Below are 24,712 nucleotides of genomic sequence, written 5' to 3' on the forward strand. Positions count from 1 at the left end.
GCTTCGACACCAGCCCGTGGAGTCGACCGCCGATGAGTACTCCAGCCCCTCCCCCGTTCCGCGACCCGGCCCGGCCGCTCGACGAGCGGATCGACGATCTGCTCGCCCAGCTCACCCCGGACGAGAAGGTCGCGTTCCTGCACCAGCACCAGCCTCCCGTCGCGCGCCTCGGTCTGGAGGCGTTCCGTACCGGCACCGAGGCCCTGCACGGTGTCGCCTGGCACGGTCCGGCGACCGTCTTCCCGCAGGCGATCGGCCTGGCCACGAGCTGGAGTCCCGACCTCGTGCGCGCAGTCGGTGCGGCCGTCGGCGACGAGGTCCGCGTGTTCCACTGGAAGGACCCGGCCGGCGTCGGCCTCAACGTCTGGGCGCCGGTGGTCAACCCGTTGCGCGACCCGCGCTGGGGCCGCAACGAGGAGGGGTACGCCGAGGATCCCTGGCTGATCGGAGTGATCGCGACCGCGTACGGACACGGTCTGGCCGGCGACGACCCGACGTACCTGAAGACCGCTCCGACCCTGAAGCATTTCCTTGCCTACAACAACGAGACCGACCGCTGCACGACCTCGAGCAACCTGCCGCCGCGGGTCCTGCACGACTACGAACTGCCGGCGTTCCGCGCGCCGATCGAAGCGGGCGCAGCGGTCGCGGTGATGCCGTCGTACAACCTGGTGAACGGACGGCCCGCCCATCTCAGCCCGCTGATCAACGACGTACTCCGCACGTGGACCACCGACGAGGTGCTGGTCGTCAGCGACGCCTACGCACCGGCCAATCTGTTCGGCCTGCAGCAGTACCTGCCCGACGGGCCGACCGGGTACGCCGCCGCGCTGAAGGCGGGTGTGGACAGCTTCACGCAGGACGGCACGGACCCCACCGCGACCGTGGAGCGGTTGACGACGGCGCTGGACCGCGGGCTGATCACGGTCGCGGATCTCGACACCGCCGTACGGCGAGCGCTCGCGATCCGGTTCCGGCTGGGCGAATTCGACCCGCCCGAGCTCGATCCGTACCGCGCGCTCGAACCCGAACTGGTCAACTGCCCGACCCACCGCCGACTCGCCCAGGACGCGGCCCGCCAGGCGATCGTGCTGCTCAAGCACGATGACCACGTCCTGCCGCTGAACGCATCGACTCGCGTCGCCGTGGTCGGCCCACTCGCCGGCACGCTCTCTGAGGACTGGTACGCCGGAACCCTGCCTTACCAGGTGACCGCGCTGGACGGCATCAAGGAACGACTCGGCCAGGTCGAGTACTGCGAGGGCGTCGATCGGATCACGCTCCGAATCGCGGGCTCGGCGTCGTACCTCATTGTCGGCGACGACGCGGTGCTGCGGACCAGCACCGACGCCGGCGAGTTCGATCTCTTCGACTGGGGTGGCGACGCCTGGGCGTTGCGCTCGGTGCGGAACGGCCGGCATCTGACCGCGACCGACGACGGCGAACTGGTCGCGGACCAGCCCGGCCCGAACGGCTGGGAGGTCAAGCAGACCTTCAGGCTCGTGCAGTCGTCGAACGCCCTCCTCGTGCAGCACCTGCACAGCGGCCGGTACCTCCAAGTCGACTCGGACGGGACGGTCGGCCTTGCCGATCATGGGACCGCGTTCGAGCTCGAGGTGGTGGTCGACGGCGCGGAGAAGGCTGCGGAGCTGGCTGCGCGCGCCGACGTGACGATCGTTGTCGCGGGCAACCACCCGTTGGTGAACGGTCGCGAGACCGAGGACCGGCAGACCCTGGACCTGCCGCCCGCTCAGGACCGGCTGATCCGGCAGGTGCACGCGGCGAATCCGCGGACTGTGCTCGTGCTGAGCAGCAGCTACCCGTACGCGATCGGCTGGGCGCAGCAGCACCTCCCGGCGATCCTGTGGTCCGCGCACGGCGGGCAGGAGTACGGCCGCGCGCTCGCCGACGTACTCTTCGGCGACCACGACCCGGCGGGCCGGCTGACCCAGACCTGGTACCACTCGGCCGCGGACCTGCCCGGACTGCTCGACTACGACATCATCGCGACGGACGCGACGTACCTGTACTACCGGGGCACGCCGCTCTACCCGTTCGGCCACGGTCTCAGCTACACCAGCTTCGCGTACGGCGATCTGCAGCTGAGCACACCGTCCGTCCCGGCGGACGGCGAGGTCCGTGTCAGGTTCACGATCACCAATACCGGTGATCGCCCGGGGACGGAGACCGCTCAGCTGTACACCCGTCAACAGCGCTCGCGGGTCAAGCAACCGCTGCGGCAGCTACGTGGCTTCCGCCGAGTGGCGCTGGAGCCGGGCGAGAACGTGGAGGTCGAGCTGACCGTTGCCGCAGCGGACCTCGGTTTCTGGGACGTGACGCGCGACCGGCGCTGCGTCGAGACGGCGCGCCACAGCATCATGGTCGGCCGGTCCAGCACCGACCTGCGCCTGACGGCGACCCTCGATGTGCGCGGCGAGCAGATCCCGCCCCGAACGCTCACCCGCCTCGCCGCAACCAGCTTCGACGACTACTGCGCTGTCACGCTGACGACCGCATCACGCGACCATGGCGACGCGGCCCGCTCGCTGGAACCCCAAGCCTGGTTGGCCTTCGACGACATCATGCTCGAAGCGACGACGTACCAGGCCCGGGTTGCCAACCGCGGCGACCGACCCGCCACCGTCGAGCTCCGTGTGGACGATCCGCTGCACGGTGAGCTCCTGAGCACCGTGCAGGTGTCACCGACGGACGAGCTCGTCGCGATCGCGGGTGAGCTCGCCCCGGTGACCGGAGTACACACCCTCTACGCGGTGTTCTCCGCTACCGACGTCGTACTCGAGAGCTTCACCGTGTAGCGCTCGCAGGTCCCTTCGACCACGCGGGACTCCACCTGCCCGGCCCGGAACACCAGCTCGATCACCACATCTCCGAGCGCAACCGTCGTGACCTGTCCCTCGGACGGCTCGAACCAGCGCAGTTCGACGCCGTCTGCCCAGTCGTACTCGGCGCGGTCGTCGACGGCGCCGATCGGGATCACCGCGCCCTCCCGCACGAACAGCGGCAACGAGTCGAACCCGTGCGCCTGCTGCACCCACGCCGGGCCGCTCAGCACCTCACCGGTCAGCAGCGACGTCCAGCGCCCCTGCGGCAGGTAGAACGAGACCTCACCGTCGAAGCTCATCACCGGTGCGACGAGCAGGTCCGGTCCCAGCAGGTACTGGCGGTCCAGATAGGCCACCGCAGGATCGTCCGGGAACTCCAGCACCATCGGCCGCATCATCGGCACTCCGTCACGGTGCGCCTCTTCAGCAGCGGCGGCCAGGTACGGCATCAACGACAGCTTCAGCTTGGTGAACTTCCGCAGTACGTCGACCGCTTCCTCGTCGAACGCCCACGGCACCCGGTACGACGACGAGCCGTGCAGCCGGGAATGCGACGAGAGCAACCCGAACGCCACCCACCGCTTGAAGATCGCCGGATCCGGCTTGCCCTCGAACCCGCCGATGTCGTGACTCCAGTAGCCGAACCCGGACGAGGCCAGCGACAACCCGCCGCGCAGCGATTCCGCCATCGCCTCGAACGTCGACTCGCAGTCGCCGCCCCAGTGCACCGGGAACTGCTGACCGCCGGCTGTCGCGGAGCGGGCGAACAGGACCGCCTCGCCGGCGCCGCGGTTCTCCTCCAGCAGTCCGAACACAGCCGCGTTGTAGAGCTGCGCGTAGTAGTTGTGCATCCGCTCCGGGTCGGAACCGTCGTACCAGGCGACGTCGGTAGGGATACGTTCGCCGAAGTCGGTCTTGAAGCAGTCGACGCCGATGTCGATCAGGGCCTGCAGCTTCGAGCGGAACCACGCGGTCGCGTCCGGGTTGGTGAAGTCGACGATCGCCATCCCGGCCTGCCACATGTCCCACTGCCAGACCGAACCGTCCGGGCGCTTCAGCAGGTACCCGAGCCGGCGGCCCTCCTCGAACAGCACCGAGCGCTGTGCGATGTACGGGTTGATCCAGAGGCTGACCCGCAGACCCCGCTCCTTGAGGCGGCGGACCATCCCGGCCGGATCCGGGAACGCGATCGGGTCCCAGACGAAGTCGCACCAGTGGAACTGCCGCATCCAGAAACAGTCGAAATGGAAGACGCTCAGCGGCAGGTCCCGCGACGCCATCCCGTCGACGAACGCGCTCGTCGTCTCCTCGGTGTAGTCCGTCGTGAACGAGGTCGACAACCACAACCCCATCGACCAGGCGGGAACGCGGGCAGGTCGTCCGGTGAGGGCGGTGTAGCGGCGCAGGACGTCCTTCGGCGTCGGGCCGGCGAAAACGTAGTACCCGAGCTCTTCGCCTTCGACGCTGAACTGGTTGCGGGAGGTGACCTCCGAGCCGACCTCGAACGACACGCGGGCGGGGCTGTCGACCAGTACGCCGTACCCCTTGCTGCTCAGATAGAACGGGACGTTCTTGTACGCCTGCTCGCTCGACGTACCGCCGTCGGCGTTCCAACTGTCGACCACCTGACCGTTCTTGACGAACGCACCGAACCGTTCGCCGAGCCCGTAGATCGCCTCGCCGATCCCCAGCGCCAACTGCTCGTGCACGTAACGCTTGCCGTCGGTATCGGTGATCAGACCGACGCTGCGCGCCCCCGAGTTCGTCAGCGGCTTCCCGTCCTGCTCGAACCGCACGTCCCACGGCCCCTCGAGCGCGATCACCACGCTCAGCTCCCCCGAGGTCAGCCGTGCCTCGGTGGCACCGACCTCGACCTTCACCGGATGCTCGTCGTCGGTGTTCAGCCGGTACGACGGCCGCGCGGGCAATCCGCCGAGGTGGTGCGCGATCCGGACGCCGATCACGCCGCGAGCCGGCGAGGAGAACGTCACCGTGAACATCGGCTGGTTGAGGGTGTCACCGCGCCGCTCGATCCGCTTGACCGGCGCGAACACCGTCAGGTCCCGGTCCCCCGCTTGCACACTCTCGACCTCGGCCGGCCGTAACCGGGTGAGTCCCGCCCGCAACTGCCAGTACCCATCGGTGAACTTCATCGTGGACAGCCTCTCTCGGGCGGGGGTTGTCGAAGCGCTTCGACAACCGTAGGTACGCCAACTTCACGGCGTCAAGTTGTGGGCCACTCAGCGGATTCTCAGCGGTCTGCGGTGAGACTGTGAGGATGCGAGTGCTGATGGTCGAGGACGAACTGCGGCTGGCCGACACGGTGCACCGTGGGCTGACCGACGCCGGTTTCGTGGTGGAGCTGGTGCACGACGGCGAGAACGCGGTGTGGGCCGCGACCGAGCACAGCTACGACGTGATCGTGCTCGACATCATGCTGCCGAAGCTGAACGGGTACCGCGTGCTCGAACTGCTCCGGGCGCGCGGGATCTGGACGCCGGTGCTGATGCTGACCGCGAAGGACGGCGAGTACGACCAGACCGACGCGTTCGATCTCGGCGCGGACGACTACCTGACCAAGCCGTTCAGCTTCCTGGTCCTGGTCGCCCGGCTGCGGGCACTGATCCGGCGCGGCGGCCCGGAGCGTCCTGTCGTGCTGACGGCCGGCGACCTGACCCTCGACGTGGCCCGGCGGCGGGTGGAACGCGACGGGCGGGAGATCACCCTCACGCCCCGCGAGTTCGGGCTCCTGGAGTTCCTGATGCGGCACCGCGGGGACACCGTGAGCAAGACCGAGATCCTCGCCGGGGTCTGGGATCCGGCCTTCGACGGCGACCCGAACGTCGTCGAGGTCTACGTCCGCTACCTGCGGAAGAAGATCGACACCCCGTTCGCCCGGCACGCGATCGAGACCATCCGCGGGATGGGCTACCGGCTGAACCCCGAGGGCGGCTGAGCCAGACTAGGTGTGTGAGCACGGTGGTGCGACGTCGCGTCGACGGGTGGTACCGGACCGCCGGAGGTCTGCGGCAGGCCAGCGTGCGCAGCCGCTCGACCGCGGCCGCGGTGATCGTGGTCGCTGTCGCGATGATGCTCGGCGCGGCCGCGCTGCTGCTGCTCCTGCAGCGCGCCCTGATCACCGAAGTCTCCGACGCCGCCGAAGGTCGCGTCGGCGACATCGCCAGGCAGGTCAGCGCGAAGGGTACGGCGGGACTCACGAACGACCTCGCCGAGACCACGCGCGCCGGCCAACTGATCCAGGTGCTCGACCCGTCCGGCCGGGTCGTCGCGGCCTCGTCGACCCGGGTCGACACCACTCCGCTCACCGATCTCCGCCCACCGGCCGACGCACTGCTCCGGGCGCAGGTCGGCGACATGCCACTGATCGACGACGACCACTCGTTCCTGATCGTCGCGCAGGGAGCGGCGTACGACGGCCGCACGTACACCGTCGTGGTCGCGTCGTCCGTGGAGACCCAGCGGCAGACGGTCGCGACCGTGGCGAAGTACCTGGCGATCGGATTCCCGGCGTTGCTGATCGTGGTCGGTGTCGCCGGCTGGCTGATGGTCGGGCAGGCACTGCGACCGGTGGAACGGATCCGCGGCCGCGTGCAGCGCATCGGCACCAGGGACCTGACCGAGCGGGTCCCGGTGCCGCAGACGCGGGACGAGATCGCGCGGCTCGCGGTGACGATGAACGAGATGCTCGACCGGCTGGAGGCCGGACAGGCGACGCAGCGGGCGTTCGTGGCGGACGCCAGCCACGAGTTGCGGTCGCCGCTGGCCACGCTGACGGCGGCACTGGAGGTGATCGAGGCGGACACCACCGGTGAGGCGTGGCACGAGCTACGTCAGGTGATGGCGACCGAGACCGACCGGATGCGGCAACTGGTCGAGGACCTGCTGCTGCTCGCGAAGGCCGACGACACCGGGATCCGGATGCGGCAGGTCGACGTGGATCTCGACGACCTGGTGGCGGCCGAGCTCCAGCGGCTGCGGAGTTCGGCGCCCGACCTCACAGTGACCGGCGACGTACATCCGGTACGGGTCGTCGGCGATCCCGGCCGGTTGAGCCAGGTACTGCGGAATCTCGTCGACAACGCCGCCCGCGCCGCACACACCACGGTCCACCTGGCCACGGCCGAGCAGAACGGGTCCGCGATCATCACGGTGTCGGACGACGGCGACGGGATCCCCGAGCAGGACCGGCAGCGCGTCTTCGAACGCTTCGTCCGCCTGGACACCAGCCGCTCCCGCGCCAGCGGCGGCTCCGGCCTAGGCCTGTCGATCGCCCGCGAAATCACCCACGCCCACAACGGCACCGTCACCCTGACCTCCTCGGCCACCGGCGGCACCACAGCCACCGTCACCCTCCCGAACTGACCACAGACCGAAATCCTGGGCGACCCGGCGGCACCCGTGGGTCAGGATGGAACGCATGGACGTTTCGGTGGTGCTCGGGTTCCTGGTCGCGGTCTTCCTGGTCAGCGTCGTACCGGGACCGGACATGCTGTTCATCGTCGCGAACGCGGCGGCCGGCGGGCGACGTACCGGGGTCGTGGCCGCGGCCGGGATGTCGACGGGTCTGGCCGTGCACAGCGTTGCGGCGGCACTCGGGCTGGGTGCATTGATCCAGGCGGCGCCGCAGGTTCTGAACGGCGTGCGGATCGCGGGAGCGGCGTTCCTGCTCTATCTGGCCTATCTGACCTGGCGTGCGAGCCGGCAGGATTTCGGGGCGCCCGAGGACGCGCCGCAGCTGCCTCGGCGGACGCTGCGCCGGACGTACCTGATGGCGACCCTCACCAATCTGGCGAATCCGAAGGTGATCCTGTTCTACCTGGCGTTCGTTCCGCAGTTCATCACGACCGGGAGCGGCAGCTGGCCGGCGACGGTGCAGTTCCTGGTGCTCGGGGTGGTGTTCATTCTGGTCGGCTTCCCGGTCGACGCGGGCGCGGCGCTGGTGGCCGGCACGCTCACCGAGAAGTTCTTCCGTACCGGGAGCAGGATCCGGCGGCGGCTCGAGCGGGTCACGGCGGCGATCTTCGCGGGACTTGCCGCTCGGCTCGCCATCGACATCCACTGAGGAGTGGACCAAGCTGGGGTGGAGGAGGTGGGTGTGGTGAAAGCTGTAGCAGGCGACCATGTCGTGGTGGAGAGCAGCCACCTGTCGGCACACCGGCGCGAAGGACAGATCGTCGAGGTACACGATCCGAACGGCGCACCGCCGTACCTCGTGCACTGGACCGACACCGACACCGAGTCACTGTTCTTCCCAGGTCCTGACGCCCACATCGTGCACGCCAGTAGCTAGGAGACGCGGCTGCGGCTCGGCGGCCGCAGTCGTCTGACCGCGTCATTGATCCGGCGCGGCCGGGATCATCAACGCCAACTGAGGTCGCGAGCTCCACCGCAGGTCACACCGGGCCGCGTTGGCGGTCTCCCGATCCGGGAAACAATGGTTGCTCCTAGCATCTGTTTCGCCTGTGGACAAGTTGACAGGAAGTTGCCAATAGCGGGAGCCCTTGCACATAAGGGATGCGCGGGTCGAAAACTGTCCGTGGGTGTGTCTAGGGTCTTGGGTATGGCGATCCTGGATGAGCGACCGGTCTGGTCGATGAGCAGCGGCGAGAAGCTGTCGGCTCTCGACGCGGCGCACGCCGAGATCGCCCGTCTCCAGGTGCGCTGCCTGCACCTGTCAGCCGGCCTCGATGCCGACGGCTATGCCCAGGAGATCGGCGCCCGCGACACGGTGCAACTGCTCTCGGTCCGCTACCGCCTGGATCCCGCCGACGTACGCCGAGACCTCCGCCTGGCTCGCGCCTTGCACAAGTACCCGGCCGTGACCGCGGCTCTCGGAGTCGGCCGGCCGGCCGACTCCGAGAGCGCCCGGACGACGGTGAACCTGGGACAGGCCGACGCGATCGTGTCCGCACTCGAGAAGGTGCCGGCTTCGGCCGGCGTGCCGGTCGAGGACCTGCGTGTCGCCGAGGAGGCCATGGTCGAGGCAGCCGGCCTGCTCCCGCCGGCCGACCTGCGCGCTCTCGGCAAGGAGATGCGCGAACGGCTCGACACCAACGGTCCCGAACCCCATCGCGACGAGGACGAAGTGTCCTCCCGCGAGGCACTGTGGATCAAGCCGGCCGATCGCGGCGTCAGCTTCGGCGGCTACCTCGCCGACGAGAACGCCGAACTCTTCCAGACCCTGATCTTCGCCGGCGCCAAACCGCACAAGACCCCCGACGGCGAGCGCGACCCGCGTCCGCGCAGCAAGCGGCAGGCCGACGCCCTCACGGCGATCCTCACGACCGCTGCCGGCGCCGGATCCGCCGTGCCCGGCCACGGCGAGATCAAGCCGCACATCACCGTCACCATCGACCTGGAGGACCTCAAGGCCGGTACCCGCGCCCGCGGCGACCTGGTCCACGGCGACACGCTCTCTGCCGCGGCTGTACGACGACTCGCGTGCGACGCCGGCATCATCCCCTTGGTCCTCGGCTCCAACTCCGAACCCCTCGACGTCGGGGCCGAACACCGCTTCGTCACCCGCGCCATCCGCCAAGCCCTCAACGCCCGCGACAAAGGCTGCATCGCCTGCGGCGCACCGCCAAGCATGTCTGAGGCCCACCACATCACCCACTGGGCCGACGGCGGCCCGACCTCCCTCGAGAACCTCGCCCTCCTCTGCAAACGCGACCACATCAACGTCCACCGAGGCCACCTCACCGTCCACCTCACCAACGGCCACCCGGTCATCAACCGCCCCACCTGGTCCGACCCCGACCCACCCCCAGCCCTGGCCCACCCGGCCTGACCCTCGCCCCCACAACCCGACCCCGCAGGCGCCGGGACACCCCGCCACGCCTGCCAGGCGCCGGTGGCTCCGTCACGCCCGCCGGCGGTGTCGGCACCAAACCGTCCGCCGGCGGCTCTGGCTAGTTCCAGGTCAGTGGGAGGCAGGCGAGGCGGGCGCCGGCGGTGCCGTGGTGGTCGGTCGCGTGCTCGTGAATGACGATGGAGCGGTCGCCTGGTTTCGGCGCGAAGGGTACGGCGGTCGACGCCTTCGCTGCGCCGCTCGGGCTGACGGTGAAGTCGAGCCAGATCTCGCGCTCGCGGTCGACGCGTACCGGCTTGCGGCCGTTGAACACGTCAGTGTTGTAGTGCGGTCCGGCGGCGGCGCCGTCGCCTGCCACGCACGGGCCGGTGTGCAGGTGGGCGCCGAACGTGCGGCCGGCCGCCGTACGCCCGACTCCGGTCACTTTCAGGCGAACGGTGGTTCGTGCGCCCTGCGACACCATCACGACTACCGCCCGTCCACGCTCGAACGGCCCGTGCGGCGCCAGCGCGCGCAGCGGGCCGTTGCTCGTCGCCACGTCGGACTCCCCTGCCACCGGGATCGCGACTTCACCCCGCGGCACGCCGGGCGGCTGCTTCGGTCCCGCGTTCTGGGCTGCCGCCACCGGCCCGGCGATCACGCCGATGACTCCCAGCACGCCGACCGCGGCAAGGACGCCACGCACAGTTCCTGTCATGTCTCCCTCTCCGGACCCGAACCACTGCCCCGGGCGGGGTGACAGCGAACTCCGGCGAGGCTATCAAGCGCTCGGCTTCCGCACCGTCGCCGACGCGGCCTGAAGGTTGGCGAGTGTCGTGCGCACCGCGCGCCGAGCAGTCCGCTCCGGCCGATACAGCGCGTCGATGTGCCGCCGCGTGTGCACGCCCCGCATCGGAAGGAGCACGACGCCCGGATGCGAACGGGCCGTCCATCGCGGAATCAGTGCCAACCCGGCGCCGGCGGCAACCAGCTCGGCGACCACGGTGAACTCGTTCACACGGTGGACCAGTTCGAGCCGATGGTTGGCCGCCGCCCCGATCGCCTCGATCGTCGCCATCAACGGAAACCCGTCGTGCACCGTGATCCACGGCTCGCCCGCCACGTCCCGCGGCGACAGCGAGCGCTTCGACGCCAACGGATGCTCGACAGGTACGGCGACGTCCAACGGCTCATGCAGCAACGGCGTGACCGCGACGGTCCGCGGCCAGGCGGCGGCATGATCCAGCCGATGCGCCAGCACCACGTCGTACTCCCGGGTCAACGGTGGGAACTCGTCCTGCGGCACATCCTCGTCATGCAGGCTGACCCGCGGCCCGTCCCCCGCCCGCAACAGCGACGGGAAGAACGCCGCGGCCGCGCTGTGGAACGCGGCGACCGACACAACCGCATCCGGCTGCTCGGCAAACTCATCGACCACCTGCCGGGCTCGCGCCAGCGCAGACTCCACGTCCGCAGCCGCCCCGGCCAAGGCGCGCCCAGCCGCTGTGAGCACGACCCGCCGGCCGTCGCGTTCGGTCAACGGCACCGGCATCGACCGCTGCAGCAACCGCAGCTGCTGTGAGATCGCCGACGGCGTCACGAGCAGCGCCTCCGCGGCCGCGGTGACGCTTCCCAACTCACCGACTTCCCGGAGCACCCGCAGTTGCCGTTCATCCATCCAGATACTTTAGCCGTCCTACAGCGTCGCTGAAGACGTTGGTACTTGGCTTCAACGTCATGACCCCTCACCGTTGAACCCGTGCCCGGATCCCGCCGTACCGATCTCGTCCTGCTCCTGGTCGCCGTCGTCTGGGGCTCGAGCTATCTCGCAGCCAAGACCGCGACCAGCAGCGCGCCGGTGCTGACCGTGCTGTTCCTCCGCTACGGCATCTCCGCGATCGCCCTGATCCCGTTGGTTCGCGGCATCAGCCGGAAGGAGTTGCAGGCCGGGTTGATCCTCGGCCTCACGCAGGCGTCGGTCCTGGTGCTGGAGACGTACGGCGTGACGCACACCAGCGCCGCGAACGCCGGACTGATCATCAGCCTCACCCTGGTCCTCACGCCGCTGCTCGATGGTCGCGGCCTACCGCCGCGGTTCTATCTCGCGGCCGCGATCTGCATGGTCGCCGTCGGCCTGCTGATGTCCGCCGACGGCCTGCACTCCCCCGGCGTCGGCGACCTGCTCATGCTGGCCGCCGCCGTCGTCCGGGCAGGTCACGTCACACTCGTCGGACGGCTCTCCGTCGGCGTGCGCCCGTTGCAGTTGACAACAGTCCAGACTCTCGTCGGTACGGCGTTGTTCGTGGTGCCCGCCGTACCGCACCTGCCGACGCACGCCGGTGTCGGCACCTGGCTGCAGATGGTCTATCTCGCCTTGTTCTGCAGCGTTTTCGCCTTCCTCGCCCAGACCTGGGCGGTCCAGCGCACGTCCGCCAGCCGCGCCAGCCTCCTGCTCGGCACCGAGCCGATCTGGGCCGTTGCCATCGGCATCAGCCTCGGCAACGAACACCTCACCGTCCCGGCCGTCGTCGGCGCGATCCTCATGCTGCTCGGCACAACCTGGGGCCAGTCCATCGAACGCACCCACCGCGAATCAGCACCTGAGCGCATCCACAGGTCGGACGCAGCAGCGGCGGGATGATCCGGTGATACCCGATGATAGGGGTTCGTCGGGGAGGTGGGCATGCACTTCGAGGTGCTGGGGCCGGTACGGGTGATGCGGGACGGCGAAGTCGTCGGGCCGATTTCGGAGCTACGCCGCCGATTGCTCGCGGTGCTCCTGGTCCGGGCCGGGCGTGCGGTGCCGACCGATGTGCTGAGCGAGGCGCTCTGGGGCGCCGATGTCCCGCTCCGGCCGGCGAACAGCATTCAGGTGCACGTCCACCGGCTGCGCCAGGTGCTGGACAAACCGGACCGGCTGGCCAGCGTGCCGAACGGTTATCTGCTGACGGTCGGCGAGGACGAACTTGACGCACTGATCTTCGACCGAATGCACACCGAGGGACGTGCTGCTGTGGCGGCCGGCGATCTCGAGGAGGCCACCGATCGGTTCCGCGCGGCGCTGGCGCTCTGGCGGGACACGCCGTACGCCGATGTCGACGAGGCCGAGGTGGTCGGGCCGGAGGCGCAGCGGCTGGCCGAGGTCCGGCTGATCGCTCACGAAGAACTCTTCGATGCCGAGCTGGCTCGCGGGCGCGCTCGCGAGATCGTCCCGGAGCTGACCGAGCTCGTCGCGGAGTACCCGTTGCGGGAGCGGATCGTCGGTCAGCACATGCTCGCGTTGTACAGGTCCGGCCGTCGAACCAGGGCCGAGGTCGCGTATCGGGCGGCGCGGCAACGACTCGCGAAGGAGCTACGCACCGAGCCCGGCCGCGACCTCCGTCGGCTCGGCGAAGCGATCCGCGCCGAGGACCCGACCCTCGATCACCAGCCGGCAGCACGCGCCAGGCTCTCGGTCACCAGGTCCGCGGCAGCTGCCACCGCCGTGCGGCCGGGGCAGTTGCCGCCGGTGCCCGGGACGTTCGTCGGGAGGGATCCGGAACTCGAGCAGCTCGAGCGGCTCGCCGCGACAGATGGTGACGGCAACCTGATCGTGCTGACCGGCATGGCCGGGATCGGGAAGACCGGCCTGGCCTTGCGCTACGCCCACCAGGTCGCGGACCGGTACGGCGACGGCCAGCTCTACATCGATCTCGGGGGCCACGCCTCCGGCCCGGCCCTCGACCCGATGGTCGCGCTGGCGCAACTGCTCCGCGGTCTCGGCGCGGATCCAGCGCGCGGCTGGGAGTCCGTGGCAGACGCGACCGCCGAGTACCGCTCCGTGCTGAGCGGTCGCAAACTGCTCGTGCTGCTCGACAACGCGGCGAGCGCGGAGCAGGTTCGTCCGTTGCAAGCAGCAACGGACGGCTGTCTGACCCTGGTCACCAGCCGGAACAACCTCTCCGGCTTGATCGCCCGCGAGGGCGCGCAACGCGTCCACGTGGGTGAACTCCCGACCGACGCCGCGCACGCTCTCCTGCTTCGTTTGGCCGGCCCGGACCGTTTCGACCGCGAACCAGACTCCGCGGCCGCCCTGGTCGAAGCCTGCGCCGGCCTCCCGCTGGCCCTCCGGATCGCGGCCGCACAGCTCGCCGACGAGCCGCAGCGCCCGCTCTCCGACTACCTCGCCGAACTGACCGAACACGGCCCGGTCACCCTCGCACTCGACGACGACGAACACTCCGCCGTGACCGCCGCGTTCGACCTGTCGTACGCGCGTCTCGCTCCGGCCACCCGCCAACTGTGCCGGCGCCTCGGTCTCGTGCCCGGCTTCGACTTCACCGTCGACGCGGTCGCGGCCCTGAGCGGTACGACGCCATCCGCGGCCCGCAAGTCCATCCGCGAACTGACCAGCGCCCATCTCCTCGAACAACACGCCCCCGGCCGCTACCGCTTCCACGACCTGCTCCGCGACGACGCCCGCCGCCGTACCGAGACCGAAGACACCGCGCAGGCCCGAGCCGACGCCCTGCAGCGCCTCTTCGCCTGGTACTACCGCGGGAAGATCGCCGTGGTGAACCTGCGGGCCTCGATCCGCCACCATCCGCCGCCGCCCGACCTGCCGCCGGGAACGGCCGACATCACGTTCGCCGACCTCTCGGACGCCATGACGTGGGCAGGCGCCGAGTTCGTCAACCTCGCTGCCGCGGTCGAGGCCGCCGCAGGCCACCGGCAGCACGCCCACTGGACGTGGCAGCTCGCGATCGGCCTGATGCTCCCGATGGCCGAAGGGGGATACCAGACCTCGGCTCAGGCGATGGCGGCCACCGGTATCGCCGCGGCCAGGGCGGCGGGTGACCGACACGCGCTGGCAAACATGCTGGCCGAAAGCGCGGCGACGCAGCACCGAGTCGAGCTGCCGCTGGACCCCAACGTCCTCACGGAGGCGCTGCAACTCGCCGAGCAGATCGGCGACCATCCGCTGCTCGGGTACTGCCTCAACGTTTCCGCGGTCGTATCCATGGCCTCCGGCGAGCTGGAGGTCGCCGAGCGCAATCTCGTCCGCTCGCTCGAGCTCCACCGCGAGGATCACGACAGCGCAGCCCAGACTCGCGCCCTGCTCAATCTCGGCGTGATCGCCTACCAGCGGGGCGAACTCGACAAGTACGCACAGAGCTCCGAAGATGTGCTCCAGCTCCCCGGCGCGAACCGCGACCGCGTCGCTGCGCTGGCGTTGCCCGAGCTGGTTCGGGCCCGCGCGATGCTGGGCCGCCTGGACGGCATCGACGACTTGATCGCGCAGGCCGAGGACGCGCTCACGCGGTTCGACAGCCGGATCAAAAGACACCTGCTGCGCCTCTATCGCGCCATCTGGTATCGCGACGCCGGACGCCACGCGGAATCGTTCGAGCAAGCGACGGCGGCGGAGAGATCGGCAGGACAGCTGGACCATCCGCAGGCCTACAGCGACGCCAACTACCAACTGGGTCTGTGTCACCTCGTGCACGGTGAGCTCGACACCGCCCGCACCAGGTTCGAGTCAGCCACCCAGTGGGCCGTCGCGCGCCCTCAAGCCCGGGACACCGCAACCTGGCATGCTCCGGCACTGCGAGGGTTGGCCGAGACAGAACTCGCGGCGGGCAATCTCACCAAGGCACGATCCCACGCGGCCGACGCTGTCGCGGTGGCCCGGACCGCAGACCGGGACCCGGTCCAACTGGCCGGTGCGATCGTCACGCTCGGCCGGGTCGAGCTCGCGAACGACCGATCGCCGGATGCGATCGGCCATGGCGAGGAAGCCCTCGCGATCCATCAGCGGACCGGTCACTTTCTGGGGCAGGCTCGGGCGCATCGGCTGCTGGGCGAGGCTCACCGAGTGTTCGAGGCTCGCCTGGGTGACGAGCGGTTGCGGGAAGCGCTGCGCATGTTCGAGGCCTACGGGTCGCCCGAGGCGCGCGAGGTACGGCGGTTGCTGGGCCGGTGAGGCACAAGAGCGCTCGTGTACACGCATCCCGCGCAGGTACACGAGCTCTCTTGGTCTGGATCAGGCTTTGAAATAGTAGGTTTGCGAGCAGATTCCGACCTCGTTGATGCAGACCTTGATCGCGACGGTCAAGCCCTCCGCGATGTCACCACTCCCGTCGGGCGTGCCCAGATCGAACACCTTGCCCGACTCGCTCGTGCCCACGTAGAAGGTGTCCGTGTCGAGCGAGGCACCGTTCTTCTGGACCGACACAACAACCTTGGCGGCGTGACCGTCACTCAGGTTGTCGCGGACCTTCAGCATCTCGCCGTTGTCGTAGAAGATCGCGACATAGTCCTGGATGCAAGCGACGTCGCAGTGCTTCAGACCGACCTCGCCACCGTTGCCGTCCGGGTCCTTGGCCTCCTCGGCACTCGACAAGTCTTCGGTGTACGACTTCCAGGTCATGGCCTGGGCAGGGGTCAGGTTGGAAAACAGGACGATGAGGCCGACGACGGCCGCGACCGAGAACAGGCGGATCGGGCGCAGTCGGCGCCACCTTTTCGTGTTCAAGAGACTCTTCCTTCCTCGTCTACGTGTGCAGGCTCCCCGGTCATGTCCCGCCGGATGCGAAGGAAGGTAGTGTGCAGCGCTTTCCGTCTGCTTACTGTGTGCTTGCAGGGGGTGCACCCGCGCTCAGGAGCGGGTCCATTTCTGGTCGGGGGAACCGTTGCAGGCGGCAACGGCGACGGCCGAACCGTTCTCGGTCCCGTTGGCTGTCAGGCAGCCTGCCGTCGAGGTGACCGTCTGGTCGGCGTTGAGCTGCCAGACCTGGTCGGCGGCGCCGGTGCAGGTCTCGATGGTCACGGCCGAGGGCCCTGCGGTCATGCACTTGTCGGCGTAGACCGTCAACTGGTTCGCAGCGGTGAGGTTCCACGACTGGTTGCCGCCGTTGTTGCAGTCCCACAGGTCGAGCGCCGTACCTGGGCTGGTCGAGAAGCCCGGTACGTCGACGCAGCGGTTGCTCGCGACACCTCGCAGGGGCTCACCAGGCGGGGCGGGCGGCTCACTGTTCGTCGGCTCGTCCCGCAGGAGGCCCCAGCCCCACCACAGTTGGTCGCGCCCGCTGATGCTGTTGACCTGGAGGTCAGCCGGCCCGACCTGCGTCGTCATCGAGTACGAGTCGCCGGTGCGCAGACCCGGCCAGTAGACGATTCCCATCTGCTGCTCGCGGGCGACCTGGGTGAGCGCGGCCAGGTACGAGGTGTAGACGTTCCCTTCGTGGTTGCCGTAGTTCAGGCCGATCGTCATCGGTGAGCCGGCCTCGTCGATGATCGTCCGCCAGCCGTACGAACCGATTCTCGGCCGCAGGTTCGCCAGCCAGGCGGCCTCGGTCGTGTCGGAGGCCCAGAAGCCGTAGAAGTGCAGCGACAGCAACGTCCCGTTCAGCTCCGGCGCCGCACCGACGCCGGTCACGTTGTCGTTGTAGCCCGTCCCGGAGATCACGATCCGTCCGCGCGGAACGTCGCTGTGCCGCGTGATCCACGACGACGTCAGCGACACCCACTCGTTCAGCGAGTACCCGAACGGTTCGTTCATCGGCTCGAAGTACACGTGCGGGTTCCGCCGGTACGTCTGCACCACCGTGTCCCACATGGCCGCGTACGCCGCCGGATCGTCGACCCGCCCGTCCTTGGCGTTGTCGGCCTCCCAGTAGCTGAGGATCACCTTGAAACCACTGGCCGCCGATGCGTCGATCGCCGCGCGGTAGGAGCGCCACCAGTCGGTGCCCACACTCGACGGGTTGATCGGGAGCCGGATCGTGTTCGCCTTCAGCTCCTTGCGGAACTCCCCCACGATCCCGAGCGCCTTGCGGTACGTCGTCGCGTAGTCGTCCGCCGTACTCAGGCCCGACGGGACGACCTCGTCGTCGGCGTAGTTGTCGCGCGGATCGGCCCAGTTGACGCCACGGAAGTCGTTCGTGCGCGGTGGACTCGCGGCGCCGGCGCCGGGCACGGCGGCGGTGAGCGCGAAGAAGCACAACAGGACGGCGAGGAGACTGCGGACGGTTGATCTCACCCCGAGATGTTTACGTGAACAGAGCCGCCGGTCAAGAGCTCAGGACGAGTTCCAGTCGCAGCCATTTCGCGAGATCGCGGATCTCGCGGTGGACGGCGGCGGACAGCGTCTTGGAGAACGGTTCGTCCTCGTGGATCGCGTGGACGCGGAAGATGCCGGCTTTGCGGTCCGACATCGCGTCGAGCTTCCCGACCAGACGGTCGTTGTGCAGGATCGGCAGCGCGAAGTACCCCCATTTGCGCTTCGCGACCGGTTTGTACATCTCCAACTGGTAGTCGAAGTCGAAGATCTCGAGCAGCCGCTTCCGGTCGTACACCAAGCGGTCCAGCGGCGACACGATCGCCGTACGTCCGGTGAACGGCCGGTCGAGCAGCTCCGGATCGATCCGCCACTCGCCGCGGACGCCGTCCACGACGGCCCGCTCCCCCGCCTCGCCGGCGTCGAGCGGCTCGCCCGGGCAGGCCGGTCCCTTCGCCCGCAGCAGGCCCATGGAACGCAGCCGCTGCTCGTCCCGCATCCGGGCCGCCTTCGCGATCGGCACCGCCGGATCGTCCGGGTAGACGCGGGACGCGAGGTCCCACAGACGGTCCCGGCCGTCGCGGCCCGCGATCGCGACCTCGCCGCGCTGCATCATGAACTCCAGCAGCTGCGACACGTTCCGGTTGTTGGTCCAGCCACTCGACCTCCACGGCTGCACGCAGGTGTCCGGCAGCTCGCGCATCACGAGCGGACCGTCCTGCCGTAACCGCTCGAGGATGTCGACGCGACAGCCCTCGTTCGCCCGCACCCAGTCCCGCCGGTACTCCTGCCAGTCGAGCGGCTCACCGTCGCTCGGCCACGCCTCCATCTCGGCTCGGAACAGAGCCAGCGTCTCGGGCAGGCGCACGAACCCGCGCAGCTCCAGGAGCTCCAGCGACGCCAGCGCGTCGGCCAGCTCGGTCGGGTCGTACGACGAGCCGAGCCGGCTCCACGTCACCAGGTCGGCATTCGGCGCGACGTACGCCGTTTGGTCGAGCTGCAGCACGTTCAGACCGCTGACAACCTCGAACAGATCCGCCGGTCGCTCGCTGGTGAGCAGCTGCGCGCGCACGGCCAGCCGCCTGGCATCTCGCTTCGACAGTCGATGAACGGTCACGATTCGAGGCTAGGGCATGGCGCGGACAGTACCCTGGGAGTGATTCTGTGGTTGTAGCCGAGTGGGTGGGGACCTGATGCTCGGAGTTCAGGGGGTAATGGTGGCACTACGTGGTCGGGCGCTCATGCCCTGTGCTGTGGTGCTGGCGTCGTTGGCCGTCGCCGGCTGTTCAGTCGCCGAAGGGTCGGGTCTGCCGCCCATGGCGCCGCCGACGCCGACGACCGTCGTACCGAAGACGCAGAAGTCTCTCAAACCGGCGGCTGACTGCGCCAAGTCGACCGTGCCACTCCCGACGGAGGCGGAGACCGACGGCGTCCAGTTGACGCTCAGCACCGATTCAAGCGGTACGTCGTTGCTCATCAAGAACACCGGCAACCTGTCGGTCGTGGTGATCCCGGACGCGAACTTCAGCACCAGCCTGGAGGCCGCGCCGTATGCCAACCCGCAGGATCACGCGTCGCGGGCAGCGCTGATCGCCGTCAACAACAGCGGCGCGAAGCTGACAGGCATTCCCAAGTACGTCCCCTTGAATCAAGTGGTCAACTTGCCGCCGCGATGGGCGCTCTGCGCGCTCACCGACGACGTCAAGCAGACGGCGAGCGTGCGCTACCTCTACGACAGGTCGTCCACCGCGGAGTACTTCGTCACGAAAGCTCTGGCCGACCAACTGATCGTCCGGAACGGCTCGAGCTCGGACCAGGCCCGCCCGGCGCTGATCCGCTGCGCGAAGGCCACCCTGAGCGTGCTCAAGAAATACCCGAAGCTGTCGGACATCCAGGTGTACGTCGAGATCCTAGGGCCTCGCTACCCGTGCCGGGCCGGCTACAAGGCCCTGCTGAACGGTGACGCGGTAGCGACCGAGCAACTCGAGGCCGCGGTCATCGGGCAGCTCGGCGGCGCTCCCCGCCTGCTCGCCAACAGCCAGCTGTTCACCCTCACCGCGCGACCCTGACCGGCCGAGATCGCCCAGGGTCGGCTCCGGGTCCGGTCAGGGGGAACTCCACTGCCGCAGGCCCGGTCGCGACGGCAGACTGGTGTCCTACCGTTCGACCCTCGGAGGACATCAGCCATGATCGGCTTCATCATCGCCGGACTCATCATCGGAGCGCTGGCCCGGCTCTTCACGCCCGGCAGGCAGAAGCTCGGCCTGCTCGCCACGCTGCTGCTCGGACTGGCCGGCTCGGTGATCGGCGGGACCATCGCGAGCTTCCTCGGCACCGGCGGCATCTTCGAGCTGAACGTGCTCGGCTTCATCGTCGCGGTGATCTCGTCGGTGATGCTCGTCGGCACCGCCGAGTCGCTGGCCGCGCGCAAGAAGAACTGACCAACCATCCCCTGACTCCTGGCGAAGCGTCGGCCCTCAGCCGTCCTCGTTGATCGCCATCGCCGACCGCGGCTCGCGGCCCGGCGGCTGTGGCGGCCGAGGCAGCAACGGCCGGCGCTTCTCCAGTGTCCGGATCACCGGTTGCTTCGCGGAGACCGTGAGCTCCTCGCCGGCGTGCCGGATCGTCATCGACGCGTCCGGCCCGTCGTGCACCGAGTACTTCACCGCCACCGGATCGATCTCCACCTTCAGCCGGACGCCGCGCCACCGGATCGTGAAGCTCAGCCCGGCCAGGCCGATCGGCAGCGCCGGATCGAACGACAGGCCGCCGTCGCGCTCGCGCAATCCGCCGAAGCCGGCCACCAGCGCGCTCCACGCGCCACCGAGCGACGCCATGTGCAGGCCGTCGCCGGTGTTGTGGTGCAGGTTGCGCATGTCGATCAGCGCGGCCTCGTACGCGTAGTCGTAGGCCAGATCCAGATGCCCGACCTCGGCCGCCATCACGGCCTGCACGCACGCCGACAACGACGAGTCCCGCACCGTGAGCCGCTCGTAGTAGTCGAAGTTCCGCGCCTTCTCCTCGGCGGTGAAGGCGTCGCCACACCAGTACGTCGCCAGCATCAGGTCGGCCTGTTTCACCACCTGGGTCCGGTACAGCTGGAAGTACGGCGCGTGCAGCAGCAGCGGATACCTGCCCTTGTAGGCCTCGAAGTCCCAGACCGCATATCCGGTGAAGCCTTCGGACTGCGGGTGTACGCCGAGGTCCGCGTCGTACGGCACGTACACGGCCGCCGCCGCGTCCCGCCAGGCGGCCTCTTCCTCGCTGTCGACGCCGAACTCCCGCGCCTTGGCCGGCAGTTTCGCCGCGACCTCGGCCGCGGACCGCAGGTTGCGCGCCGCCATCAGGTTGGTGAAAACGTTGTCGTCGGCAACAGCGCTGTACTCGTCCGGGCCGGTCACCCCGGGCAGGTGCCAACGGCCTGCGCGGTCGTGGTGGCCGAGCGAGATCCACAACCGGGCGGTCTCGACCAGCAACTCGAGCCCGACCTCGTCGAGGAAGGCCTCGTCGCCGGTGGCCCGGTAGTACCGCATGACGGCTTCGGCGATGTCGGCGTTGATGTGGAACGCCGCCGTACCCGCGGGCCAGTAGCCGGAGCACTCCTGGCCGCGGATCGTCCGCCACGGGAACGAGGCGCCCTTGAACCCGAGCTCCTCGGCTCGTTGCCTGGCCATCCGCAGCGTCGAATGTCGCCAGCGCAGCGCGTCGGCGGCCGCATCCGGCATCGTGTAGGTCAGCACCGGCAGCACGAAGCCCTCGGTGTCCCAGAACGTGTGCCCGTCGTACCCGGCTCCGGTCAGCCCCTTCGACGGGATCGCGCGCCGCTCGGCGCGCGCACCGGCCTGCAGGATGTGGAACAGCGCGAATCGCACCGCCTGCTGCAGCTCCGGGTGTCCCTGCACCTCCACGTCGGCGCCGTCCCAGAAGTCGTCCAGGAACTCGACCTGCTGCTTGGTCAACCCGTCCCAGCCGGAGAAGCGGGCACTCGCGAGCGCGGCCGCGACCTGGTCCCGGATCGCGGTCTCCGACCGCAGGCTGGACCAGCCGTACGTCAGGTACTTCACCACGCGCAGGCTCTCGCCCGGCTGCAGCTGGCAGATCACCGTGGTCCGCGCCCAGTCCTCGCGGACGTCCTGGTCCATCGCGAAGCGGGCCGTAGTGTCCACCTCGTGCGACATCGCCGCGGCCATCAACTGCTGGCTGCGCGTCGTCCGGTGGATGAGGACGATCCCGTGCTCGCCGCCGTCATGGCTGACCGGCTTCAACGGGTTGTCCAGTACGGCGGCCACGCGCGGATCGTCGGACAGCTTCGGCTGCGCCTCGTTCGCGACCAGCTCGGACTGGATCACGAACCGGGCCGGCTGGTCGACGGGCTCCACGACGTACTCGATCGCGGCCACCGCGCGCTGGGTGAGCGATACCAGGCGGCGGCTGCGGACCTTGATCCGCTTGCCGCCGGGTGACGTCCAGTCCACGTCGCGTTCGAGGATGCCGGTCCGGAAGTCCAATGAGCGCTCGTGTTTGGACAGGTAGCCGTAGCGGACGTCGAACGGCGAGTCGTCTACGAGTAGCCGGATCAGCTTGCCGTTGGTGACGTCGACCAAGGTCTGCCCGGACTCCGGGTAGCCGTAGCCGGCCTCGGCGTACGGCAATGGACGCTGCTCGTAGAACGAGTTCAGGTACGTGCCGGGAATCGCGTACGGCTCGCCCTCGTCGAGGTTGCCGCGCAGGCCGATGTGACCGTTCGACAGCGCGAACAGCGACTCCGCCTGCGCCAGCTTGTCCATGGCGAGCCGGGTCTCCCGCAGCCGCCACGGCTCGATCGGGTGGTGGCCTCGGTCGATCATTGGTTCTCCATCAGCTCAGCGAGGTCCTGTACCACCACGTCGGCGCCGTGGGACTTCAGGTCGGCAGCCTGGCCGACGCGGTCCACTCCGATCACATACCCGAAGTGGCCCGCACGGCCGGCTGACACGCCGGCGAGTGCGTCTTCGTAGACCGCTGCCTGCGACGGCTCGAGGCCGAAGCCCTTGGCCGCGGCGAGGAACGTGTCCGGCGCGGGCTTTCCCTTCAGGCCCTCGGTCCGGATCGTCACGCCGTCGACGATCTGCTCGACGTACTGCGCGAGGCCGGTGACGTCGAGGACCTCGCGGGTGTTCGCGCTCGACGACACCACGGCCCGGCGGAGCCCGGCCTTCTCGGCGGCCTGCAGGTACCGCCGGGAGCCCTCGAACACGTGCACGCCCTCGGTCCGGATCCGCCGTTGCACGGCCTCGTTCTTCCGGTTGCCGAGGCCGTTCACGGTCAGCGCGGACGGTGGATCGTCGGCGGTGCCTTCCGGCAGCGTGATGCCGCGCGCGGTGAGGAAGTCCCGGACGCCGTTGGCCCGCGGCTTGCCGTCGACGTACGCGTCGTACTCCGCCCGCGCGTCGAACGCCTGGAAAGCGATCCCGTGCTGCGCCGCGTAGTCGCGGAGGAATTCGTCGAACATCTCTTTCCACGCGGCAGCATGAACGGCCGCGGTATCGGTGAGTACACCGTCCAGGTCGAACAAGCAGGCCTGGATCCCCGTAGGTAGTCCCAGCATGCTCTCCACACTAGCGGCCGCTAGGGGGTCAACCGATCCGGGAGGCCGAAGGCAGGAAAACGGGAATAGCCGAAAGTCATGATCTCGGCGATCTTCCCGTCGTGCACCCGCAGCACATCCAGCTTGAACGCCCGCCACACGGTGTCCCCCGGGCGCAGCAGGTACGACGCTGCCGCGGGCAACCTGTTCGCCGACGTCGGCACCAGCCGCCACTCGCCGTCGCGGTTCGGCCCGAGCCCTCGTTCGAACAGCGGAAGGCACGCGGTGAGGCCGTCGAACGACAACCGGTCGGGCGGCATCGAGATCCGCAGATCCTCGGCCGCGATCGCGATCGCTGCAGCGGCGTCACACCGCTGGTGCGCGTCGATGAAGCGCGCCAGCACCTCTCGCTCCTCTGCCGTCGACTGCGGCGCATTCCAGTCGCTCCGACGTGCCGGCAGGCGCTGCTGCATCGTCACCCGGGCTCGCTGGAGTGCACTGTTCGCAGCGGCGACGCTGGTGTCGAGCAACCCGGCAGTCTCCGCAGCCGACCAGCCGAGTACGTCGCGGGCGATCAGAGCGGCCCGCTGTCGAGCAGGCAACGACTGGAGCGCGATCAGGAACGTCAGCTCGATCGTCTCGCGGTCCACGGCGACCACGTCGGGCCGATCGTGAGACGGAGCGATCTCGTCGAGCAAACGGTCCGGGTACGGCTGCAACCACACCAGGTCTCTCGCGGTCGGCCGCCGTACGACGTCCAGGCAGATGTTCGTCGCGATCTTGTAGAGCCAGGCCCGGAAGTACGTGCGGCCGTCGTACGAGTCACGGGCACGCCATGCGCGCAAGAACGTGTCCTGCACCGCGTCCTCGGCCTCGTCGTACGACCCGAGCATCCGGTAGCAGTGCACGTGAAGCTCCCGCCGGTACTGCCCGGCCAGGGCGGCGAACGCGGTCTCGTCACCCGCGAACGCCGCCTCTTCCAAAGTCGTCACGGCCGGTGTCCTACCTCCTGGACCGTCCAGCCGTTGCCGTCCGGGTCCTCGAAGGACAGGAAGGTGCTGTAGTCGGAACGGTCCGGGTGCAGGCCGTCCTGCTTGCCCTGGGCGCCGAAGTGGAACGGTTCGCTGACCTCCACGCCACGCTCGACCAGCTCGGCCCGCGCCGCGTCGATGTCGGTGACCACCAGGTGCGTGCCCTGATAGGTGCCGGGTGTCGCCGAGGTCAGCCCGGTGCCGATGGTGATCGAGCACGCCGACCCGGGCGGGGTGAGCTGCACGACCCGGAACGAGTCGCCCGCCCGATGGTCGACGTCCTCGGCGAAGCCGAGCTGGTCGGTGTAGAACTTCTTCGCCCGATCCACGTCCGACACCGGTACGATCACGAGCTCGAGTTTCCAGTCCATGTGCGGCCTCCCGCGGTCACCGTCGGTCCAGTCTGACCGACATCCATGACCG

The 24,712-nt window shown here is 69.1% G+C and carries 20 protein-coding genes; 10 read left to right on the plus strand and 10 right to left on the minus strand.

Annotated features, from left to right (window positions below; all coding sequences use genetic code 11):
* Nucleotides 1–32: 32 nt before the first annotated feature.
* Nucleotides 33–2,816: a glycoside hydrolase family 3 C-terminal domain-containing protein gene (locus tag E0H45_RS20510; protein WP_131339559.1), complete on the plus strand. Its 2,784-nt coding sequence runs from the start codon at nt 33–35 to the stop codon at nt 2,814–2,816.
* On the opposite strand, the gene yicI is transcribed toward E0H45_RS20510, so the two are convergent.
* The gene (gene yicI / locus E0H45_RS20515) at nt 2,765–4,996 is read right to left on the minus strand and encodes an alpha-xylosidase (protein ID WP_131339561.1); all 2,232 of its coding nucleotides are present in this window, start codon (nt 4,994–4,996) and stop codon (nt 2,765–2,767) included. The genes E0H45_RS20510 and yicI overlap by 52 nt on opposite strands.
* A gap of 125 nt (nt 4,997–5,121) precedes the next feature.
* Between yicI and E0H45_RS20520 the strand changes: the two genes are divergently transcribed.
* The 5 genes from E0H45_RS20520 to E0H45_RS20540 all read left to right on the plus strand — a co-directional run bounded on the left by E0H45_RS20520 (nt 5,122) and on the right by E0H45_RS20540 (nt 9,654).
* Entirely contained in the window at nt 5,122–5,799 is a 678-nt protein-coding gene (locus E0H45_RS20520; RefSeq protein ID WP_131339563.1) for a response regulator transcription factor, read from the plus strand.
* A gap of 608 nt (nt 5,800–6,407) precedes the next feature.
* Nucleotides 6,408–7,226, plus strand: a complete 819-nt coding sequence (locus E0H45_RS43870) for a sensor histidine kinase (RefSeq protein ID WP_420323342.1) — start codon at nt 6,408–6,410, stop codon at nt 7,224–7,226.
* Between the two features lie 55 nt (nt 7,227–7,281).
* The gene (locus E0H45_RS20530) at nt 7,282–7,926 is read left to right on the plus strand and encodes a LysE family translocator (RefSeq protein WP_131339567.1); all 645 of its coding nucleotides are present in this window, start codon (nt 7,282–7,284) and stop codon (nt 7,924–7,926) included.
* Nucleotides 7,927–7,959: 33 nt separating this feature from the next.
* A complete protein-coding gene (locus tag E0H45_RS20535; protein WP_238155117.1) occupies nt 7,960–8,154 on the plus strand; it encodes a DUF1918 domain-containing protein in 195 nt (64 codons plus the stop codon).
* 270 nt (nt 8,155–8,424) lie between these two features.
* Complete coding sequence (locus E0H45_RS20540) at nt 8,425–9,654, plus strand: HNH endonuclease signature motif containing protein (protein ID WP_165546524.1); 1,230 nt, start codon at nt 8,425–8,427, stop codon at nt 9,652–9,654.
* A gap of 121 nt (nt 9,655–9,775) precedes the next feature.
* Here the strand turns inward: E0H45_RS20540 and E0H45_RS20545 are convergent, their stop codons facing one another.
* Both E0H45_RS20545 and E0H45_RS20550 read right to left on the minus strand, forming a co-directional pair.
* A complete protein-coding gene (locus E0H45_RS20545) occupies nt 9,776–10,372 on the minus strand; it encodes a superoxide dismutase family protein (protein WP_131339574.1) in 597 nt (198 codons plus the stop codon).
* Nucleotides 10,373–10,435: 63 nt separating this feature from the next.
* The gene (locus tag E0H45_RS20550) at nt 10,436–11,332 is read right to left on the minus strand and encodes a LysR family transcriptional regulator (RefSeq protein WP_131339576.1); all 897 of its coding nucleotides are present in this window, start codon (nt 11,330–11,332) and stop codon (nt 10,436–10,438) included.
* Nucleotides 11,333–11,413: 81 nt separating this feature from the next.
* On the opposite strand from E0H45_RS20550, the gene E0H45_RS20555 reads away from it, so the two are divergent.
* Both E0H45_RS20555 and E0H45_RS20560 read left to right on the plus strand, forming a co-directional pair.
* Nucleotides 11,414–12,295 carry a DMT family transporter gene (locus E0H45_RS20555; RefSeq protein WP_131339578.1) on the plus strand — a complete coding sequence of 294 codons (882 nt, stop codon included), beginning with the start codon at nt 11,414–11,416 and terminating at the stop codon, nt 12,293–12,295.
* A gap of 42 nt (nt 12,296–12,337) precedes the next feature.
* Entirely contained in the window at nt 12,338–15,616 is a 3,279-nt protein-coding gene (locus E0H45_RS20560; RefSeq protein WP_165546525.1) for an AfsR/SARP family transcriptional regulator, read from the plus strand.
* A gap of 60 nt (nt 15,617–15,676) precedes the next feature.
* On the opposite strand, the gene E0H45_RS20565 is transcribed toward E0H45_RS20560, so the two are convergent.
* The 3 genes from E0H45_RS20565 to E0H45_RS20575 all read right to left on the minus strand — a co-directional run bounded on the left by E0H45_RS20565 (nt 15,677) and on the right by E0H45_RS20575 (nt 18,809).
* Nucleotides 15,677–16,168 carry a hypothetical protein gene (locus tag E0H45_RS20565; protein WP_131339580.1) on the minus strand — a complete coding sequence of 164 codons (492 nt, stop codon included), beginning with the start codon at nt 16,166–16,168 and terminating at the stop codon, nt 15,677–15,679.
* Between the two features lie 123 nt (nt 16,169–16,291).
* Entirely contained in the window at nt 16,292–17,674 is a 1,383-nt protein-coding gene (locus E0H45_RS20570; RefSeq protein WP_131339582.1) for a ricin-type beta-trefoil lectin domain protein, read from the minus strand.
* A 31-nt stretch (nt 17,675–17,705) separates the two neighbouring features.
* The gene (locus E0H45_RS20575) at nt 17,706–18,809 is read right to left on the minus strand and encodes a DNA glycosylase AlkZ-like family protein (RefSeq protein ID WP_131339584.1); all 1,104 of its coding nucleotides are present in this window, start codon (nt 18,807–18,809) and stop codon (nt 17,706–17,708) included.
* A 124-nt stretch (nt 18,810–18,933) separates the two neighbouring features.
* On the opposite strand from E0H45_RS20575, the gene E0H45_RS20580 reads away from it, so the two are divergent.
* Nucleotides 18,934–19,761 (plus strand): hypothetical protein, encoded by an 828-nt coding sequence (locus E0H45_RS20580; protein WP_131339585.1) that lies wholly within the window; start codon nt 18,934–18,936, stop codon nt 19,759–19,761.
* Nucleotides 19,762–19,878: 117 nt separating this feature from the next.
* A complete protein-coding gene (locus E0H45_RS20585; RefSeq protein WP_131339587.1) occupies nt 19,879–20,133 on the plus strand; it encodes a GlsB/YeaQ/YmgE family stress response membrane protein in 255 nt (84 codons plus the stop codon).
* Between the two features lie 36 nt (nt 20,134–20,169).
* Here E0H45_RS20585 and E0H45_RS20590 read toward each other — a convergent pair whose 3' ends face one another.
* From E0H45_RS20590 to E0H45_RS20605, 4 genes are read right to left on the minus strand one after another with little or no spacing between them, the layout of a single operon-like run.
* Nucleotides 20,170–22,539 (minus strand): glycoside hydrolase family 65 protein, encoded by a 2,370-nt coding sequence (locus E0H45_RS20590; protein WP_131339589.1) that lies wholly within the window; start codon nt 22,537–22,539, stop codon nt 20,170–20,172.
* Nucleotides 22,536–23,279: a beta-phosphoglucomutase family hydrolase gene (locus tag E0H45_RS20595; protein WP_131339591.1), complete on the minus strand. Its 744-nt coding sequence runs from the start codon at nt 23,277–23,279 to the stop codon at nt 22,536–22,538. The genes E0H45_RS20590 and E0H45_RS20595 overlap by 4 nt, the downstream gene beginning before the upstream one ends.
* A 20-nt stretch (nt 23,280–23,299) precedes the next feature.
* Nucleotides 23,300–24,250, minus strand: coding sequence for a sigma-70 family RNA polymerase sigma factor (locus E0H45_RS20600; protein ID WP_131339597.1), 951 nt, complete (start codon nt 24,248–24,250; stop codon nt 23,300–23,302).
* A complete protein-coding gene (locus tag E0H45_RS20605) occupies nt 24,247–24,660 on the minus strand; it encodes a glyoxalase superfamily protein (RefSeq protein WP_131339602.1) in 414 nt (137 codons plus the stop codon). The genes E0H45_RS20600 and E0H45_RS20605 overlap by 4 nt, the downstream gene beginning before the upstream one ends.
* Nucleotides 24,661–24,712 lie beyond the last annotated feature (52 nt).

Source organism: Kribbella soli, from assembly GCF_004331345.1.
GTDB classification, from domain to species: Bacteria; Actinomycetota; Actinomycetes; order Propionibacteriales; family Kribbellaceae; genus Kribbella; species Kribbella soli.

Bases quoted from the DNA above. Each gene is read 5' to 3' on its own strand.
- E0H45_RS20510 (WP_131339559.1), top strand. From the start codon at position 33: ATGAGTACTCCAGCCCCTCCCCCGTTCCGCGACCCGGCCCGGCCGCTC.
- yicI (WP_131339561.1), bottom strand. From the start codon at position 4,996: ATGAAGTTCACCGATGGGTACTGGCAGTTGCGGGCGGGACTCACCCGG.
- E0H45_RS20520 (WP_131339563.1), top strand. From the start codon at position 5,122: ATGCGAGTGCTGATGGTCGAGGACGAACTGCGGCTGGCCGACACGGTG.
- E0H45_RS43870 (WP_420323342.1), top strand. From the start codon at position 6,408: ATGGTCGGGCAGGCACTGCGACCGGTGGAACGGATCCGCGGCCGCGTG.
- E0H45_RS20530 (WP_131339567.1), top strand. From the start codon at position 7,282: ATGGACGTTTCGGTGGTGCTCGGGTTCCTGGTCGCGGTCTTCCTGGTC.
- E0H45_RS20540 (WP_165546524.1), top strand. From the start codon at position 8,425: ATGGCGATCCTGGATGAGCGACCGGTCTGGTCGATGAGCAGCGGCGAG.
- E0H45_RS20545 (WP_131339574.1), bottom strand. From the start codon at position 10,372: ATGACAGGAACTGTGCGTGGCGTCCTTGCCGCGGTCGGCGTGCTGGGA.
- E0H45_RS20550 (WP_131339576.1), bottom strand. From the start codon at position 11,332: ATGGATGAACGGCAACTGCGGGTGCTCCGGGAAGTCGGTGAGTTGGGA.
- E0H45_RS20560 (WP_165546525.1), top strand. From the start codon at position 12,338: ATGCACTTCGAGGTGCTGGGGCCGGTACGGGTGATGCGGGACGGCGAA.
- E0H45_RS20580 (WP_131339585.1), top strand. From the start codon at position 18,934: ATGCCCTGTGCTGTGGTGCTGGCGTCGTTGGCCGTCGCCGGCTGTTCA.
- E0H45_RS20585 (WP_131339587.1), top strand. From the start codon at position 19,879: ATGATCGGCTTCATCATCGCCGGACTCATCATCGGAGCGCTGGCCCGG.
- E0H45_RS20590 (WP_131339589.1), bottom strand. From the start codon at position 22,539: ATGATCGACCGAGGCCACCACCCGATCGAGCCGTGGCGGCTGCGGGAG.
- E0H45_RS20595 (WP_131339591.1), bottom strand. From the start codon at position 23,279: ATGCTGGGACTACCTACGGGGATCCAGGCCTGCTTGTTCGACCTGGAC.
- E0H45_RS20605 (WP_131339602.1), bottom strand. From the start codon at position 24,660: ATGGACTGGAAACTCGAGCTCGTGATCGTACCGGTGTCGGACGTGGAT.